Annotated in this window: 1 protein-coding gene and 1 pseudogene; both read left to right on the top strand. The window is 74.7% G+C overall.

Going from position 1 to position 18936, the window contains the following annotated elements:
- The first annotated feature begins 52 nt into the window (after positions 1–52).
- Positions 53–14449: a type I polyketide synthase gene (locus MUY14_RS02825; protein ID WP_247020486.1), complete on the top strand. Its 14397-nt coding sequence runs from the start codon at positions 53–55 to the stop codon at positions 14447–14449.
- A pseudogene (locus tag MUY14_RS47205) lies at positions 14450–18826 on the top strand (type I polyketide synthase); the annotation flags it as partial.
- Positions 18827–18936 lie beyond the last annotated feature (110 nt).

An 18936-nucleotide genomic window follows, 5' to 3' on the forward strand; every position in this document is an offset into this window, starting at 1 on the left:
GCGGCCGGCCGGGGTTCCGCAGTTCGCTGGAGAAAAGGCTGGTGGCACTGACATGGCCGACGAGGAGACGCTGCGCGAGCACCTCAGGTGGGTCACGACCAACCTGCACCAGACGCGCCAGCGGCTGCAGGCGGTCGAGGACGCCGAGCAGGAGCCGATCGCGATCGTCGGCATGGGGTGCCGGCTGCCCGGGGGCGTCCGGTCGCCGCAGGACCTGTGGGACCTCGTCGCCGCGGGCACCGACGCCGTCACCGGGTTCCCCGAGAACCGCGGCTGGGACCTCGACGCGCTGCGCGACCCCGACCCGGACCGGCCCGGCACCTCGCACACCGCGTCCGGCGGGTTCCTGCACGACGTCGCCGAATTCGACGCCGAGTTCTTCGGCATCTCCCCGCGCGAGGCCCTCGCCATGGACGCCCAGCAGCGCCTGCTGCTGGAGACGACCTGGGAGGCCATCGAACGGGCCCGCATCGACCCGGCGTCGCTGGCCGGCTCCGAGACCGGCGTCTTCGTCGGCAACACCGGTCAGGACTACGCGAACCTCATGCGCGGCGCCGGGGACGCCGTCGAAGGGCACCTGCTGACCGGCACCGCCACCGCCGTCGTCTCCGGGCGGCTCGCCTACTTCCTCGGCCTCACCGGTGCCGCCGTCACGGTCGACACCGCGTGCTCGTCTTCGCTGGTCGCGCTGCACTGGGCGTGCCACGCGCTTCGCCGCCGCGAGTGCTCGCTCGCCCTCGCCGGCGGCGTGACCGTTCTGTCCACGCCGGCGGCGTTCGTCGCCTTCAGCCGCCAGCGCGGCCTGGCCGCCGACGGCCGCTGCAAGTCCTTCGCCGAGGCCGCCGACGGCACCGGCTGGGGCGAAGGCGCCGGCATGCTGGTGCTGGAACGCCTGTCCGACGCCCAGCGCAACGGCCACCCCGTCCTCGCCGTCGTCCGCGGCTCCGCGGTCAACCAGGACGGCGCTTCCAACGGCCTCACCGCGCCCAACGGCCCCGCGCAAGAGCGCGTGATCACCGAGGCCCTGGCCGGCGCGCGGTTGTCGGCGAAGCAGGTCGACGCGGTCGAGGCGCACGGCACCGGCACCGTCCTCGGCGACCCGATCGAGGCGCAGGCCCTGCTGGCCACCTACGGTCGCGCCCGCACCGGCGACGACCCGCTGTTCCTCGGCTCACTGAAGTCGAACGTCGGCCACACGCAGGGCGCCGCGGGTGTCGCCGGCGTGATCAAGATGGTCATGGCGATGCGCCACGGCGTCCTCCCGCGGACCCTGCACGTCGACGCCCCGACCTCGCACGTCGATTGGGCGTCCGGCGGCGTCCGGCTGCTCGACGAGGCCCGCCCGTGGCCCGAGACCGGCGAGCCGCGCCGCGCGGGGGTGTCCGCCTTCGGCATGAGCGGCACCAACGCGCACGCGATCCTCGAAGCCGCTCCGGAAGCCGAAGAGCCCGAAGCGGTCGCCGCCGGGCCGGTGCCGTGGGTCCTCTCCGCGCGGACCGCCGACGCGCTGCGAGCCCAGGCCGCCGCGCTGGCGGCGCACGACATCGAAGACACCGCCGGCATCGGGTTTTCCCTGGTCACGACCCGTACGACGTTCCCGCACCGCGCGGTCGTGGTCGGCGATCTGCCCGCCGGCCTGACCGCGCTGGCCGAGGGCACGCCCACGGCGAACGTCGTCACCGGGGAAGCGGGTGCGCCGGGCAAGGTCGCGCTGGTCTTCCCCGGCCAAGGTTCGCAGTGGGCGGGGATGGCCCTGGACCTCGCGGAGTCGTCGCCGGTGTTCGCGGCCCGGCTCGACGAGTGCGCGACGGCCGTCGAGTCCTTTGTGGACTGGCAGCTCCGTGCGGTGCTGGCGGACGCGGAAGCGCTGACCCGGGTGGATGTCGTGCAGCCGGCGTTGTTCGCCGTGATGGTCTCCCTCGCGGAGCTGTGGCGCTCGTTCGGCGTGGTGCCGGACGCGGTCGTGGGTCACTCGCAGGGTGAGATCGCGGCCGCCGTGGTCGCGGGAGCGCTTTCTCTCGAGGACGGCGCACGCGTGGTCGCGTTGCGCAGCAAGGCGATCCTCGCGCTGGCCGGTGGTGGCGGCATGGTGTCCGTCGCCGCCTCCCTCGAAACCGTCGAGGAGCGGCTGATCGGCGGAGTGTCGGTCGCGGCGGTGAACGGCCCGGCCGCGGTGGTGGTGTCCGGTGCGCCGGAGGCCCTGGACGAGTTCATGGCGACCTGCCGCACCGACGACATCCGCGTGAAACGGGTCCCGGTGGACTACGCCTCGCACTCGGCGCAGGTCGAGCAGCTGCGCGATGAGCTGCGAGAGGTGCTGGCCCCGATCAAGCCACGTGAAGGCGAGATCGCCTTCATCTCGACGGTGACCGGCGAGTGGAACGAAAGCGTCGACGCCGAGTACTGGTACACCAACCTCCGCAGCACCGTCCGCCTCGACACCGCGGTCGAGCGGTTGAAGAGCGAAGGCTTCGGGACGTTCATCGAAGCCTCGCCGCACCCGGTGCTGACCATGGCGCTCGGCGAAGACGTCGTCGCGCTGGGCTCGCTCAGGCGTGACGACGGGGGACTGACCCGCTTCCACACCGCGCTCGCCGAAGCGCACGTCCACGGCGTCGACGTCGACTGGACCCCGGCCTTCGCCGGCGCACGCACCACCGACCTCCCCACCTACGCCTTCCAGCGCGAACGCTTCTGGCCCGACGTCGTCGCGGACCCGGGCGACGCGGGTGCGCTCGGCCTCAGCGCCACCGGGCACCCGCTGCTCGGCGCCGCCGTCGCGCTGGCCGCCGGGGACGGGCTCGTCCTCACCGGCCGCGTTTCCCCGCAGACCCAGCCGTGGCTCGCCGACCACGCCGTGCACGGCACGATCCTCCTGCCCGGCACGGCTTTCGTCGAACTCGCCGTCCAGGCCGGCGACCGCGCCGGCTGCGGCACGGTCGAGGAGCTCACCCTCGAAACCCCGCTCACTCTCGGCGCGCGCGACACCCGCGCGCTGCAGGTCTGGGTCGGCGCGGCCGACGAGACCGGCCGCCGCGCCGTCGAGGTGCACTCGCGCCGCGACGAGGACGACCCCTGGATCCGCCACGCCGCCGGTGTCCTCGCCCCCGGCACCCCCGAAGCCGGGTTCACCCTGGACTCCTGGCCGCCCGAGGGCGCGGCCAGGATCGACCTCGACGGGTTCTACGACGGCCTCCGCGCGGCGGCCGGCTACGAGTACGGACCCGTCTTCCAGGGCCTGCGCGCGGCCTGGCGCCGCGGCGACGAGATCTTCGCCGAGGTCGAACTCCCCGAGACACCGGACGCGGCCCGCTTCGGCCTCCACCCGGCGCTGCTGGACACCGCCCTGCACCCGCTCGCGCTCGTGTCCACAGGGGACGGACAGGCCCGGCTCCCGTTCGCCTGGACGCGGTTCGCCCTGCACGCCACCGGCGCCTCCGCGCTCCGCGTCCGGCTGACCCGCCGTGGCACCGACGAAATCACGGTCGAGGTCGCCGACCCGGCCGGTGCCCCGGTTGCGTCGGCCGAATCCCTGGCCTTCCGGCCGCTGCCCGCCGGTGGTCTGGACCGGGCCGCCGACGACCTGTACGTCGTCGGCTGGACCGAGGTCCCGGAAGCCGGCGGCACCGGCGCCGTCTTCGAAACCCTGACCGGCGCGCCGATCCACCACGTGCTGGGGCTGGTCCAGGACTGGCTCGCCACCGAGCGCGCCGAGGTGCTCGTCTTCGTCACCAGCGGCGCGGTCGCGGTCCACGACGGCGAAGCGCCCGACCCGGACCTCGCCGCCGCGTGGGGCCTGGTGCGCTCGGCGCAGTCGGAGCACCCCGGCCGGTTCGCGCTGCTGGACACCGACGACCCGGACCACCCGGTCGTCCCGCCCGAGCCGCAGGCGGCCGTCCGCGACGGCCGCGTGTTCGCGCCCCGGCTCGCCCGCGCCACCGCCACCGGCGAGACGCCGGACTGGGGCGACGGCGACGTGCTGGTGACCGGCGCTTCGGGCGTGCTCGGCGGGTTCGTCGCCCGCCACCTCGCCCGGGAGCACGGCGTCCGGCGGCTGGTGCTGCTCAGCCGCCGCGGCGCGGAGGCGCCCGGCGCGGCCGGACTCGCCGCGGACCTCGCCGCCGCGGGCACCGAAGCCGTCTTCGCCGCGTGTGACGCGGCGGATCGTGACCGGCTCGCGGAAGTGCTTGCCGCGCACCGGGTTTCCGCCGTCGTGCACGCCGCCGGTGTCCTCGACGACGGCGTCGTCGAGGCCCTGACCCCCGAGCGGCTGGACGCGGTCCTGCGCCCGAAGGCCGACGCCGCCCGCAACCTCGACGAGCTGACCGGCGACCTCACGGCGTTCGTGCTGTTCTCCGCCGCCGCGGGCACCACCGGCGGCAGCGGGCAGGGCAACTACGCCGCCGCCAACGCCTACCTCGACGCCCTCGCCCAGCGGCGCCGCGCGGCCGGGCAGCCCGCCGTGTCGCTGGCCTGGGGGCTGTGGGCCGAGGCCAGCGGCATGACCGGGCACCTCGACGACCGCGCGCGGGACCGGCTCGGCCGCTCCGGCGTCCGTCCACTCGAGACCGCGCACGGCCTCGAGCTGTTCGACCGGGCCGTCGTCGCGGGCCCGGCCGCGCTCGTCCCGATCGCGCTCGACGGCGCCGCGTTGCGCCGTCAAGCCGCCGATGGCACGGTTTCGCCGTTGTTCCGCGGGCTCTTCCCGCCGGTGCGGCGGACCGCCGCGGCCGGGGGCCACGCGCTGGAAGAACTCACCGAAGAAGGCCTGGTCGAGCTGGTCCGCACGCAGGTGGCGGCCGTGCTCGGGCACGCGTCGGCGCAGGCGGTCGACCCGGGCCGCGCGTTCAAGGACCTCGGGTTCGACTCGCTGACCGCGGTCGACCTCCGCAACCGCCTCGCCGCGGCCACCGGCCTGCGGCTCCCCGCGACCCTCGTGTTCGACCACCCGACCCCGGCGGTGCTCGCCGCCCACCTGGCCGGACGGACGAACCGGACCGCCGTCACGCGCACGACCGGGGCCGACGAGCCCATCGCGATCGTCGCGATGAGCTGCCGGTACCCGGGCGGGGTCGCCTCACCGGACGACCTCTGGCAGCTCGTCGCCGAGGGCCGCGACGCCGTTTCGGTGTTCCCCGCGGACCGCGGCTGGCCGGTCGGCGACCTCTTCGACGACGACCCCGCACACGGCGGCACCTCGTACGCCCGCGAAGGCGGGTTCCTCTACGACGCCGCCGACTTCGACGCGGAGTTCTTCGGCATGTCCCCGCGCGAGGCGACCGCCACCGACCCGCAGCAGCGGCTGCTGCTGGAGATCGCGTGGGAGGCGTTCGAGCGCGCCGGTATCGTGCCGGATTCGGTGCGCGGCAGCCGGACCGGCGTGTTCGCCGGCGTGATGTACCAGGACTACGCGACGCGGCTGTCGAACGTCCGAAGTGGACTGGAAGGCTACGAGGGCTACCTCGGCAACGGCAGCGCGGGCAGCGTCGCCTCGGGCCGGATCGCGTACGCGTTCGGCCTCGAAGGCCCGGCGATCACGGTGGACACGGCGTGCTCGTCTTCGCTGGTGGCCCTGCACCTGGCGTGCCAGTCGCTGCGGCAGGGCGAGTGCGATCTGGCGCTGGCGGGCGGTGTCGCCGTCCTGTCGACGCCCGCGTTGTTCGTCGAGTTCAGCCGTCAGCGCGGGCTCGCGGCGGACGGCCGCTGCAAGTCGTTCGCCGACGCCGCCGACGGCACGGGCTGGGGCGAAGGCGCGGGTCTGCTGCTGGTGGAACGGCTTTCCGACGCCCGCCGCAACGGCCACCCGGTGCTCGCGGTCGTCCGCGGGTCGGCGGTCAACCAGGACGGTGCGTCCAACGGCCTCACCGCGCCGAACGGCCCGGCCCAGCAGCGGGTCATCCGCCAGGCACTGGCGAACGCGGGCCTGACGACGTCCGATGTGGACGCGGTCGAGGCGCACGGGACCGGCACCACCCTCGGCGACCCGATCGAGGCACAGGCACTCCTGGAGACCTACGGCCAGGACCGCCCGGAGCCGCTGTGGCTGGGCTCGCTCAAGTCGAACATCGGCCACACCCAGGCGGCGGCCGGCGTCGGCGGTGTGATCAAGATGGTGATGGCGATGCGCCACGGCGTGCTGCCGCGGACGCTGCACGTCGACGCGCCGTCGTCCCATGTGGACTGGACGGCCGGGTCGGTGGAACTGCTCACGGAGCCCCGCGAGTGGACGGCCGACCGGCCGCGGCGGGCGGCGGTGTCGTCGTTCGGGGTGAGTGGCACGAACGCCCACGCGATCCTGGAACACGTTCCCGAAGCCGTGGCCGAGTCCGTCGTGGACGGTCCGGTTCCCTGGGTCCTCTCCGGCCGGACGCCGGAGGCGCTGCGGGCGCAGGCTGCCGCACTGCTCGACCGGGCGGACCTTCCGGCGGCCTCGGTCGGCGCGGCGCTGGTGACGGCGCGGTCGCTGTTCCGGCACCGCGCGGTCGTGGTCGGCGATCTCGCCGGCGGTCTCGTCGCGCTCGCGGAGGGCGCTCCCGCGGCGAACGTGATCACCGGCGAGGCGAATGCGCCGGGCAAGGTGGCGCTGGTCTTCCCGGGGCAGGGTTCGCAGTGGGCCGGGATGGCGCTCGAGCTGGCGGAGTCGTCGGCGGCGTTCGCGGCCCGGCTGGACGAGTGCGGTGCCGCCTTGGAATCCTTTGTGGACTGGCAGCTCCGTGACGTGCTGGCCGACGCGGCCGCACTGAACCGTGTCGACGTGGTCCAGCCCGCGTTGTTCGCCGTGATGGTCTCCCTCGCCGAGCTGTGGCGCTCGTTCGGTGTCGTCCCGGACGCGGTCGTCGGCCACTCGCAGGGCGAGATCGCGGCCGCCGTGGTCTCCGGCGCGCTCTCGCTGGAAGACGGCGCCCGGGTCGTGGCGCTGCGGAGCAAGGCGATCCTGGCGCTGGCCGGCGGTGGCGGGATGGTGTCGGTCGGTGCCTCCGTCGAAACCGTGGAAGAACGGCTGATCGGCGGTGTGTCGGTCGCGGCGGTGAACGGCCCGGCCGCGGTGGTGGTGTCCGGTGCGCCGGAGGCCCTGGACGAGTTCATGGCCGCCTGCCGCGCGGACGGTATCCGGGTCAAGCGGGTGCCGGTGGACTACGCGTCGCACTCGCCGCAGGTCGAGCAGCTGCGCGATGAGCTGCGAGAGGTGCTGGCCCCGATCACCCCGCGTGAAGGCGAGGTCGCCTTCATCTCGACGGTGACCGGCGAGTGGAACGAAGAAGTCGACGCCGAGTACTGGTACACCAACCTGCGCAGCACCGTCCGCCTGGATACCGCGATCGAGCGGTTGAAGAGCGAAGGCTTCGGCACGTTCATCGAAGCCTCGCCGCACCCGGTGCTGACCATGACGCTCGGCGAAGACGTCGTCGCGCTGGGAAGCCTCCGCCGTGACGACGGTGGCCTCACCCGCTTCCACGCCGCGCTCGCCGAAGCGCACGTCAACGGCGTCCGCGTCGACTGGACGCCCGCGTTCCCCGACGTCGTTCCCGCCGAGCTGCCCACCTATGCCTTCCAGCGCGAGCGGTACTGGCTCGACGTCCCCGAAGCCGGGCCCGGCCACGCCGATCCCGCGGAGCGGCGGTTCTGGGAGGTCGTCGGCGACCAGGACGTCCCGGCCTTCGCGGGCGTCCTCGACGTCGCCGAAGACGCCCCGCTCGACGCTGTCCTGCCCGCGCTGGCGAAGTGGCGCAGCCGTCGCCACGACGAGTCCACAACGGACTCCTGGCGCTACCGCATCGCCTGGCGCCCCGTCACGACGACGCCGGCCCGCCTCACCGGCCGCTGGCGCGTCGTCGGAGACGGCGACGACGTCCGCGAGCTCCTCGCCGACCACGGCGCCGAGATCGTCGAGGACGACGAGAACCTGACCGGCGTGGTGGCCGTCCGCCCCGACGCCGCGGCCGCCCTCGAACTGACCCGCGTCGACGCCCCGCTGTGGCTCCTCACCGAAGGAGCCGTGGCCGCCGGGCCGGACGACGGGCCCGACCCCGCGCAGGCGCAGGTCTGGGGCCTCGGCCGGATCGCCGGGCTCGAACACCCGGCCCGCTGGGGCGGCCTGGTCGACCTGCCGTCGTCCCTCGACGAAACCACCGGGGCCCGGCTGGTCGCGGTGCTGGCCGGGACCACCGGCGAAGACCAGGTGGCCCTGCGCGCGTCCGGCGTCTTCGCCCGGCGGCTCGTCCACGCCGAGAGCGGCGAGCCCGCGCGGCGCTGGCGACCCGAGGGCACGGTGCTCGTCACCGACGCCGACGGCCACGCGGCCGTCCGGCTCGCTCGCTGGCTCATCGACCGGGGCGCCACGCGGATCGTGCTCGCCGCGGCCGCACTGCCCGGCGTGGAAACCTTGCGAGACGCCGAAGTGATCGAGGCGTACTGCGACGTCGCCGACCGCGAGCAGCTGGCCGCGGTGCTCGAAGCCCACGGCCCGGTCCGGTCGGTGTTCCACACCGCCGCCGTCACCGACCTGGCGCCGCTCGACGAAACCGGACCGGACCTGCTGGAACGCGCGTGCCGCGTGAAGGCAGGCGCGGCCGACCACCTCGACGCGCTGCTGCCCGACGGCCTCGACGCGTTCGTGCTGTTTTCGTCCATCGCCGCGGTCGTCGGCAGCGGCGCCCACGGTGCCTACGCGGCGGCCAACGCCCACCTCGACGCGCTCGCCGAGCGGCGCCGGGCTCGCGGGGCGACGGCGACCTCGATCGCCTGGGGCGTCTGGGATGCCGACGAAGGCGTCGCCCGCGACCGCCTGGTCGCCGAGGGCGTCCCGCCGCTCGACCCCGAGCTGGCGCTGACCGCGCTCGGCCGGGCCCTCGACCACGACGACCCGACCGTGGTCGTCGCCGACGTCGACTGGGCGCGGTTCGCCCCGGCCTTCGCCGCCGCCCGGCCGCGCCCGCTGCTCGCCGAGATCCCCGAGGCCGTCGAGGAAACCCCGGTCCAGACCTCCGGGTTCGCCGCGCGGCTCGCCGGGGTGAGCGCGGCCGAAGCCCACCGCGTGCTGACCGACCTGGTCCGCGCGCAGGCCGCGGCCGTGCTCGGGCACGCGTCCCCGGCCGGGGTCGACGTCGAACGCGCTTTCTCGGAATTGGGCTTCGACTCGCTGACGGCGGTCGAACTGCGCACCCGGCTCGCCACCGCGACCGGCCTGCGGCTGCCCGCGACCCTCGTGTTCGACCACCCGACGGTCACCGTCCTCGCCGGGTACCTCGGCGAGCTCCTCGGCACCGGCGGAAAGTCCACTCAGGACACCGCGGCCGGGATCGCCGCCGACGAGCCGATCGCCATCGTCGGCATCGGCTGCCGGTTCCCCGGCGGTGTCCGCTCGCCCGAAGACCTCTGGCGGCTGGTCGCGGCGGGCGGCGACGGCATCACGCCGTTCCCGGACGACCGCGGCTGGGACCTCGAGGAGATCTACGACCCCGAACCCGGCACCGGCGGCAAGAGCTACGCCCGCGAGGGCGGGTTCCTCGCCGACACCACGCGGTTCGACCCCGCCTTCTTCGGCATCTCGCCGCGCGAAGCTCTCGCGATGGACCCGCAGCAGCGGCTGCTGCTGCAGACGTCGTGGGAGGCGTTCGAACGCGCCGGGCTCGACCCGCTTTCCGTTCGGGGCGACCGGATCGGCGTGTTCGCCGGCACGAACGGCCAGGACTACCCGGCGCTGCTGGAGCGCTCGACCGAGCAGCTGGAAGGGCACGCGGGGGTCGGCAACGCGGCCAGCGTCGTGTCCGGGCGGCTGTCCTATGTGTTCGGTCTGGAAGGCCCCTCGCTGACGGTGGACACGGCGTGTTCGTCGTCGCTGGTGGCGTTGCACCTCGCGGTGCAGGCGCTGCGGCGCGGCGAGTGCACGATGGCACTGGCCGGCGGGGCGACGGTGATGGCCACCCCGGGCATGTTCGTCGACTTCAGCCTGCAGCGCGGCCTCGCCGCGGACGGCCGGAGCAAGGCGTTCGCCGAGGCCGCCGACGGCGCCGGGTTCTCCGAGGGCGCGGGCATGCTGCTGGTGCAGCGCCTGTCGGACGCTCTACGTGACGGCCGCCGGGTGCTGGCCGTGGTGCGCGGTTCGGCGGTGAACTCCGACGGCGCGTCGAACGGCCTGACCGCGCCGAACGGCCCCTCGCAGCAGCGGGTGATCCGCGCGGCCCTCGCGGACGCGGGACTGACCCCGTCCGAAGTGGACGCCGTGGAAGCGCACGGGACCGGGACGACCCTCGGCGACCCGATCGAAGCCCAGGCCCTGCTCGCGACTTACGGCCAGGAGCGCGACGAACCGCTGTGGCTCGGATCGGTCAAGTCGAACCTCGGGCACACGCAGGCCGCCGCCGGTGTCGCCGGGATCATCAAGGTGGTCATGGCGATGCGCAACGGCGTCCTGCCGAAGACGCTGCACGTCGACGCACCTTCGTCCCATGTGGACTGGACGGCCGGTGCGGTCGAGCTGCTGACGGAGTCCCGCGAGTGGACCTCCGAGCGGCCCCGCCGGGCGGGCGTCTCGTCGTTCGGCATCTCCGGCACCAACGCGCACACGATCCTCGAACAGGCGCCGGACGTCGTCGCCGAGGAGCGCGAGCCGGTCGCCGGCCCGGTGCCGTGGGTGCTGGCCGGCCGGACCGAAGCCGCGCTGCGCGATCAGGCCGCCGCCCTCGCCGCCCTCGACGCGGATCCAGCCGACGTCGGGTTCTCCCTGGCGACCGCTCGCTCGCGGTTCCCGTACCGCGCGGTGGTGCTCGGCGCCGACGCGCTGACCGCCGTGGCCGAGGGAACTCCCGCGGCGAACGCGGTCACCGGGCTCGCCGGAACATCTGGCAAGGTGGCCTTGGTCTTCCCGGGCCAGGGTTCGCAGTGGGCCGGGATGGCGCTGGACCTCGCGGAGTCGTCGCCGGTGTTCGCGGCCCGGCTGAACGAATGCGCGGCCGCCATCAGCTCCTTTGTGGACTGGCACCTGCGGGACGTCCTCGCCGACGCGGAGGCGCTGACCCGGGTCGACGTGGTCCAGCCCGCGCTGTTCGCGGTGATGGTCTCGCTCGCCGAGCTGTGGCGCTCGTTCGGCGTGGTCCCGGACGCGGTCGTCGGCCACTCGCAGGGGGAGATCGCCGCTGCCGTCGTCTCCGGTGCGCTGTCCCTCGAGGACGGTGCTCGGGTGGTGACGTTGCGCAGCAGAGCGATCCTCGCGCTGGCCGGCCGTGGCGGGATGGTCTCGGTGGCCGCTTCCCGTGAAGCCGTCGAGGAGCGGCTGACCGACGGAATCGCCATCGCGGCGGTGAACGGTCCGGCCGCGGTGGTGGTCTCCGGAGCACCCGAAGCCCTCGACGAGCTGATCGCGTCCTGCGAGGCCGAGGGCATCCGCGCCAAGCGGGTCCCGGTGGACTACGCCTCGCATTCGGCGCAGGTCGAGCAGCTCCGCGACGAGCTGCTCGACGTCTTGGCTCCGATCAAGCCACGTGAAGGCGAGATCGCCTTCATCTCGACGGTGACCGGCGAGTGGAACGAAAGCGTCGACGCCGAGTACTGGTACACCAACCTGCGCAGCACCGTCCGTCTCGACACCGCGGTCGAGCGGTTGAAGAGCGAGGGTTTCGGGACGTTCGTGGAGGCGTCCCCGCACCCTGTCCTGACGATGGCGCTCGGGGACGACGTCCTCGCGCTGGGTTCGCTGAGGAGGGACGACGGCGGCCTGCCCCGCTTCTACACCGCCCTCGCCGAAGCGCACGTCAACGGCGTGCGCGTGGACTGGACCCCGGCGTTCCCCGGCGCCCGGCTCACCGACCTGCCCACCTACCCCTTCCAGCAGGAGCGGTACTGGCCACAGTGGACGGCCGTGACCGCGGGCGACGCCGGCGGGCTCGGCCTCACCGACGCCGGGCACCCGCTGCTCGGGGCCGCCGTGACCGTCGCGGGCACCGGTGCCACCCTGCTCACCGGCCGGCTTTCGCTGAGCACCCACCCGTGGCTCGCCGACCACGCGGTCGGCGACACCGTGCTGCTGCCGGGCACCGCGTTCGTCGAGCTCGCGGTGCGGGCCGGCGACCAGGTCGGCTGCGCCACCGTCGAAGAGCTGACCCTGCAGGCGCCGCTGGTCCTGCCCCGCCGCGGCGGCGTCGCCGTCCAGGCCCGGGTCGAAGCCGCCGACGAGCACGGCCGCCGCACGGTGACCGTCCACTCGCGACCGAACGAAGACGTCGACTGGACCCAGCACGCCGAAGGCATCCTGGCGGTCGGCGCGGAGCCGGGCACGACCCTGACGACGTGGCCGCCCGCCGGTGCGGAACCGTTGCCGGTCGAGGGGCACTACGACACCCTCGCCGGGCACGGCTACCGCTACGGCCCGGCGTTCCAGGGCCTGCGCGCGGCCTGGCGGCACGGCGACGACCTCTACGCCGAGGTCGTCCTGCCCGAAGACCAGCGCGCCGACGCGGCCCGGTACGGCCTGCACCCGGCCCTGCTCGACGCGGCCCTGCACCCGATCGGCCTGACCAGCGCCCAGGCCGGCGCCCGGCTGCCGTTCGCGTGGACCGGCGTCCGGCTCTACGCGACCGGCGCGACCACCCTGCGCGTCCGGCTCGGGGCGCTCGGCGCGGACGGCGTCTCGGTCGCCGTCGCCGACGAGAGCGGTGCTCCGGTCGCCGAGGCGGAATCGCTGGTCATGCGGCCGATCTCGGCCGGGCAGCTGGCCGCCGCCGCGGACAACGGCACCGACTCGCTCTTCACATTGACCTGGCAGCAGGTGGACACCGAGCCCGCCGCTCCGGCCGTGCCGCTCGGCGAGCCCGGTCCGGTGGCGTACAAGGAGTTCCGCGGCGACGTGACGGCGGAGGCTTTGCAGACCCTGCAGGACTTCCTGGCCGGCGAGCACGACGGAAAGCTGGTGCTGGTCACCGGATCGGCCGTGGGCGAGGCACCCGCCGACCCCGAAGCGGCCGCCGTCTGGGGCCTGGTCCGCTCCGCGCAGTCGGAACACCCGGGCCGGTTCGTGCTCCTGGACGTCGAGTCCACCGAGAACCTCGCCACCTGGGCCGGCGTGGCCGCCGCGTCCGGCGAACCGCAGCTGGCGTTGCGCGGCGGCGAATTCCACGTCCCGCGGCTGGCGCGGGCGACCCCGCCGCGGGAGGAGCACACCTGGAACCCGGACGGGACGGTGCTCGTCACCGGCGCGAGCGGCGTCCTCGGCGGCCTGCTCGCCCGGCACCTGGTGACCGTCCACGGCGTCCGCCACCTGCTGCTGCTCAGCCGCAGCGCACCGGCCGCCACCGAAGAGCTGTCCGGCGCGTCGGTGACGGTCCTCGCCTGCGACGTCGCCGACCGCGCCGCCCTCGAATGCGCGCTGGCGACCATTCCCGCCGAGCACCCGCTGACCGCGGTGGTGCACGCCGCCGGCGCGCTCGACGACGGCGTCCTCGAAGCGCTGACGCCGGAGCGGCTCGAGACCGTGCTCCGGCCCAAGGCCGTGGCGGCGCGGCACCTGCACGAGCTGACCGCGCACCTGGACCTCGACGCGTTCGTGCTGTTCTCCTCCTTCGCCACGACGATGGGCGGCGCGGGCCAGGCCGGCTACTCCGCGGCCAACGCCTACCTCGACGCCCTCGCCCAGCACCGCCGCGGCCGGGGGCTGCCCGCGACCTCGCTCGCGTGGGGGCTGTGGGAGACCCGCAGCGGCCTGACCGCGCATCTCGGCGACGACGACGTGTCGCGGCTGGGCCGGTCCGGCGTCCGCGCGCTGCCGACCGGCCGCGCGCTGCGGCTGTTCGACCTCGCGGTGAGCACGGGCGAGCCGCTGCTGATGCCGGTCGCGCTGGACCTCGCCGCCTGGCGGGCCCGGGCCGAGGTCCCGGCGCTGCTGCGCGGGCTGGTCCGGACCTCTTCGCGGCGGGCCGTGCGTGACGGCGTCCCAGCCGGGCCCGGCCTGTCCGAGCGGCTCGCGGGCCTACCGGAAGCCGAGCAGCTCCGCGTGGTCGACGACGTGGTGCGGGCCCAGGTCGCGGCGGTGCTCGGCTACGCGTCGGGCAACGCCGTCGAGGCCGGGCGCGGCTTCCTCGACCTCGGCTTCGACTCGCTGACCGCGCTGGAGCTGCGCAACCGGCTCAACGCGGTGACCGGGCTGCGGCTGCCCGCCACGCTGATCTTCGACTACCCGAACCCGGACGCGCTCACCAAGCACCTCTGCGCCGAACTGCCCGCGGGCGGGGCGAAAGCGGCGTTGCCCGTCCACGCGGAACTGGACCGGCTGGCCGCGGTGCTCGCCGCGACCGAACCCGGCGCGGGCGAGCGCGACCTGATCACCGAGCGCCTGCGCGGGCTGCTGGCCCGCTGGACCGCGACCGACGACAGCCGGGACGAACCCGGCACGGAACTGGCCGACGCCACCGCCGAGGAGATCTTCGACCTCCTCGACGACGAACTGGGGATGTCCTGAATGTCGAACGAACAGAAGCTCCTGGACTACCTCAAGCGGGCCACGGCCGATCTGCGCGAGGCGCGGCGGCGCCTGAAGGAGAACGAGGACCGCGCGCAGGAGCCGGTCGCCATCGTCGGCATGAGCTGCCGGTTCCCCGGCGGCGTCCGCACCCCCGAACAGCTGTGGGACCTGCTCGCCGCGGGTGAGGACGCGGTCGGGGCGTTCCCCGCCGACCGCGGCTGGGACCTCGAGGCGCTCTACGACGAGGACCCGGGCAGCGCGGGCACCAGCTACACCCGGGAAGGCGCTTTCCTGGCCGACGCGGCCGACTTCGACGCCGGGTTCTTCGGTATCTCGCCGCGCGAAGCCCTCGCGATGGACCCGCAGCAGCGGCTGCTGCTGGAGGTGTCGTGGGAGGTGCTGGAGCGGGCGGGCATCGACCCGACGTCCGTGCGCGGCGAGAAGGTCGGCGTCTACGCGGGCGTGATGTACCAGGACTACGCGGCCCGGCTGCTGCTGGCGCCCGAGGTGTTCGCGGAGTTCGAGGCGCACCTGGGCAACGGCAGCGCGGGCAGCGTCGCCTCCGGCCGGATCGCCTACACCCTCGGCCTGGAAGGGCCCGCGGTCACCATCGACACGGCGTGCTCGTCGTCACTCGTCGCGCTGCACCTGGCCTGCCAGGCGGTCCGGCTCGGCGACTGCTCCCTGGCGCTGGCCGGCGGCGTCACGGTGATGGCCACGCCGGGCACGTTCACGGCGTTCAGCCGCCAGCGCGGGCTCGCCGCGAACGGCCGTTGCAAGCCCTTCGCCGACGCCGCCGACGGCACCGGCTGGGGCGAAGGCGCCGGCATGCTGCTCGTCGAGCGGCTGTCCGACGCGCGCCGCAACGGGCACCCGGTGCTCGCCGTCGTCCGCGGCTCCGCGGTCAACCAGGACGGCGCCAGCAGCGGCCTGACCGCGCCGAACGGGCCGTCGCAGCAGCGGGTCATCCGGGCCGCGCTCGACCGCGCCCAGCTGTCCGCCGAGCAGGTCGACGCCGTCGAGGCGCACGGCACCGGCACCACGCTGGGCGACCCGATCGAGGCGCAGGCACTGCTGGCCACCTACGGCCGCGGCCGCGCCGCCGACCGGCCGTTGCTGCTCGGCTCGGTCAAGTCCAACCTCGGGCACACCCAGGCCGCCGCCGGTGTCGCCGGGATCATCAAGTCCGTCCAGGCCATGCGGCAGGGCCTGCTGCCGAAGTCGCTGCACATCGACGCGCCGTCGTCCCAAGTGGACTGGAGCGCGGGCGAGGTCCGGCTGCTCACCGAGGCGACGCCGTGGCCGGAGACCGGGCAGCCGCGCCGGATCGGCGTTTCGTCGTTCGGTGTCAGCGGGACCAACGCGCACGTGATCCTGGAGCAGTCGCCGGAGGAACCCTCGCAGCCGGAGCGGGTCTCGTCGGGGCCGGTGCCGTGGGTGCTGTCGGCGGGTTCGCCGGAAGCGTTGCGGGCGCAGGCGTCCGCGTTGCTGGAGCACGACGGCGACCCGGCCGACGTCGGGTATTCGCTGGTCAAGTCGCGGGCGCTGCTGAGCCACCGCGCGGTCGTGACCGGGGAGGGCGGGCTCGCCGCGCTCGCCGCCGGTGAGCCGAGTCCCGCCGTGGTGACCGGGGAAGCGACCGCCCGCGGCAAGGTCGCGCTCGTGTTCCCGGGGCAGGGTTCGCAGTGGGCGGGGATGGCGCTGGAACTGGCCGCGTCGGCGCCGGTGTTCGCGGCCCGGCTCGACGAGTGCGCGGTGGCCTTGGAGTCCTTTGTGGACTGGTCGCTGCGCGACGTGCTCGACGACGCGGACGCGCTGGGCCGGGTCGACGTGGTCCAGCCCGCCCTGTGGGCCGTGATGGTGTCGCTGGCGGCGCTGTGGCGTTCGTACGGCGTCGTCCCGGACGCGGTGGTGGGGCACTCGCAGGGTGAGATCGCCGCCGCCGTCGTCTCCGGTGCGCTGTCCCTTGAGGACGGTGCTCGCGTGGTCGCGCTGCGCAGCAAGGCGATCCTCGCGCTGGCCGGCCGGGGCGGGATGGTCTCGGTCGCGGCTCCCCTCGCCGAGGTCGAGGCGCGGTTGACCGAGGGGCTGTCGATCGCGGCGGTGAACGGTCCGGCCGCGGTGGTGGTCTCGGGCGAACCGGGTGCCCTCGATGCGCTGATCGTGTCCTGCGAGGCCGACGGTGTCCGCGCGAAGCGGGTGCCGGTGGACTACGCGTCGCACTCGGTGCAGGTCGAGCAGCTGCACGACGAACTCCACGAGGTCCTGGCCCCGATCACTCCTCGCGCGGGCGAGATCGCCTTCATCTCGACCGTGACCGGCGAGTGGAACGAAAGCGTCGACGCCGGGTACTGGTATCGGAACCTGCGCGGCACCGTGCGGCTGGACTCGGCCGTCGAGCGGCTGAAGAGCGAGGGGTTCACCTCGTTCATCGAGGCGTCGCCGCACCCGGTGCTGACCATGGCGCTGGGCGAAGACGTCGTCGCGCTGGGCAGTCTGCGCCGCGACGACGGCGGGCTCACCCGGTTCCACACCGCGCTGGCCGAAGCGCACGTCAACGGCGTCGTCGTCGACTGGACCCCCGCGTTCCCCGAAGCCCGGATCGTCGATCTCCCGACGTATGCCTTCCAGCGCAAGCGGTACTGGCTCGACGCGCCGGTCAAGCCCGTTGCCGGTGACCCCGCGGACGCCCGGTTCTGGACCGCCGTCGAGGGTGAGGACGTCGGTGCGCTGGCCGAGCTGATCGGCGTCGGCTCCGAGACGTCGTTCGCCGAGCTGCTGCCCGCCCTCGCCCGCTGGCGCCGGCTCCGCCAGGAGAAGTCCACTGTGGACTCCTGGCGCTACCGCGTCGAGTGGAAGCCGCTCGCCGAGCCGGCCGCCGCGACGCTGTCCGGCCGCTGGCTCGTCGTCGTCACGCCCGGCACCGACGCCGCCAACGTGACGAGTGCCCTCGCGGCCGCCGGTGCCGAGCCCGAAGTGGTCGAGTCGGCCGGCGACCTCACCGACGTCGCCGGCGTGGTGTCCCTGCTGCCCGACGCGCCCAGCACCCTTCTGCTGGTGCAGGCGCTGGCCGGGAGCACCGCACCGCTGTGGCTGCTGACGCGCAACGCCGTCGCCGCGCTGCCCGGCGACGACGCACCCGCCGCGGACCCCGCGCAGGTCTGGGCGCTGGGCCGGGTCGCCGGCCTCGAACACCCCGAACGCTGGGGCGGGCTCGTCGACCTGCCCGCCACGCTCGACCGCCGGGCCGCCCGCCGGCTGAGCGCCGTCCTCGCCGGGCTCGACCACGAGGACCAGGTCGCCGTGCGTGCGTCCGGCGTCTTCGCGCGCCGGCTCGCGCACGCCCCGAGCGGCGAACCGGCCCGGAAGTGGCGTCCCGAAGGCACCGTGCTCGTCACCGGCGGGACCGGTGCGCTCGGCGGGCACGTCGCCCGCTGGCTGGCCGGTGCCGGCGCGGAGCACCTCGTGCTGGTCAGCCGCCGCGGCGCGGACGCTCCTGGCGCCGAAGCGCTCGAAGCGGACCTGACCGCTCTCGGCGCCGAAGTCACCTTCGCGGCCTGCGACCTCGCCGACCGCGACGCCGTGGCCGCCCTGGTCGACGGGCTCGAAGTGCGTGCCGTCGTGCACACCGCGGGCCTGCCGCAGGCGGGCACCATCGCCGACACCGGCGTGGAAGACTTCGCCGAGGTGCTCGCGGCCAAGGCCGCCGGGGCCGACCACCTCGACGCACTGCTCGGCGACGACCTCGACGCGTTCGTCCTCTTCTCCTCCAACGCGGGCGTCTGGGGGAGCGCGGGCCAGGGCGCCTACGCCGCCGCGAACGCCCACCTCGACGCGCTCGCCGCCCGCCGCCGCGCGGCCGGCCGGACCGCCACCGCGGTGGCCTGGGGTTCCTGGGCCGGCGACGGCATGGCGGGCAGCGCCGAGGCGAAGGAGCACCTGCGCCGCCGCGGCCTGCGGGAGATGGACCCGAAGCTCGCGATCGCCGCGCTGCAGCACGCCCTCGACGTCGACGACACCTTCGTCGCCGTCGCCGACATGGACTGGCCGCGGTTCGCCGACGGGTTCACCGCCGCCCGCCGCCGTCCGCTCATCGAAGACCTCCCGGAAGTCCGTGACCACCTCGCCGCCGAGGAGGTCGTCACCGAGGTCGGGTCCGGACTCGCCGAAGCGGTGCGGGGGCTCGGCCCGCGCGAGGCCGCCCACCACGTCCTGGACCTCGTGCGCGCCCAGGCCGCCGCCGTGCTCGGGCACGACTCGGGTGCCGCCGTCGCCGCCGACCGCGCCTTCCGCGAACTCGGCTTCGACTCCCTGACCGCAGTGGAACTCCGCAACCGGCTGACGACGGTGACCGGTGTCCGCCTCCCGGCCACCGTCGTTTTCGACCACCCGCACCCGCGCGCGCTGGCCGAGCACCTCCTCGGCGAGGTGTCCGGGACCGAGACCGCCGCCGCGGGCCAGGCCACGGCCGCCGCGTCGGACGA

The organism is Amycolatopsis sp. FBCC-B4732, assembly GCF_023008405.1.
Taxonomy (GTDB): Bacteria; Actinomycetota; Actinomycetes; order Mycobacteriales; family Pseudonocardiaceae; genus Amycolatopsis; species Amycolatopsis pretoriensis_A.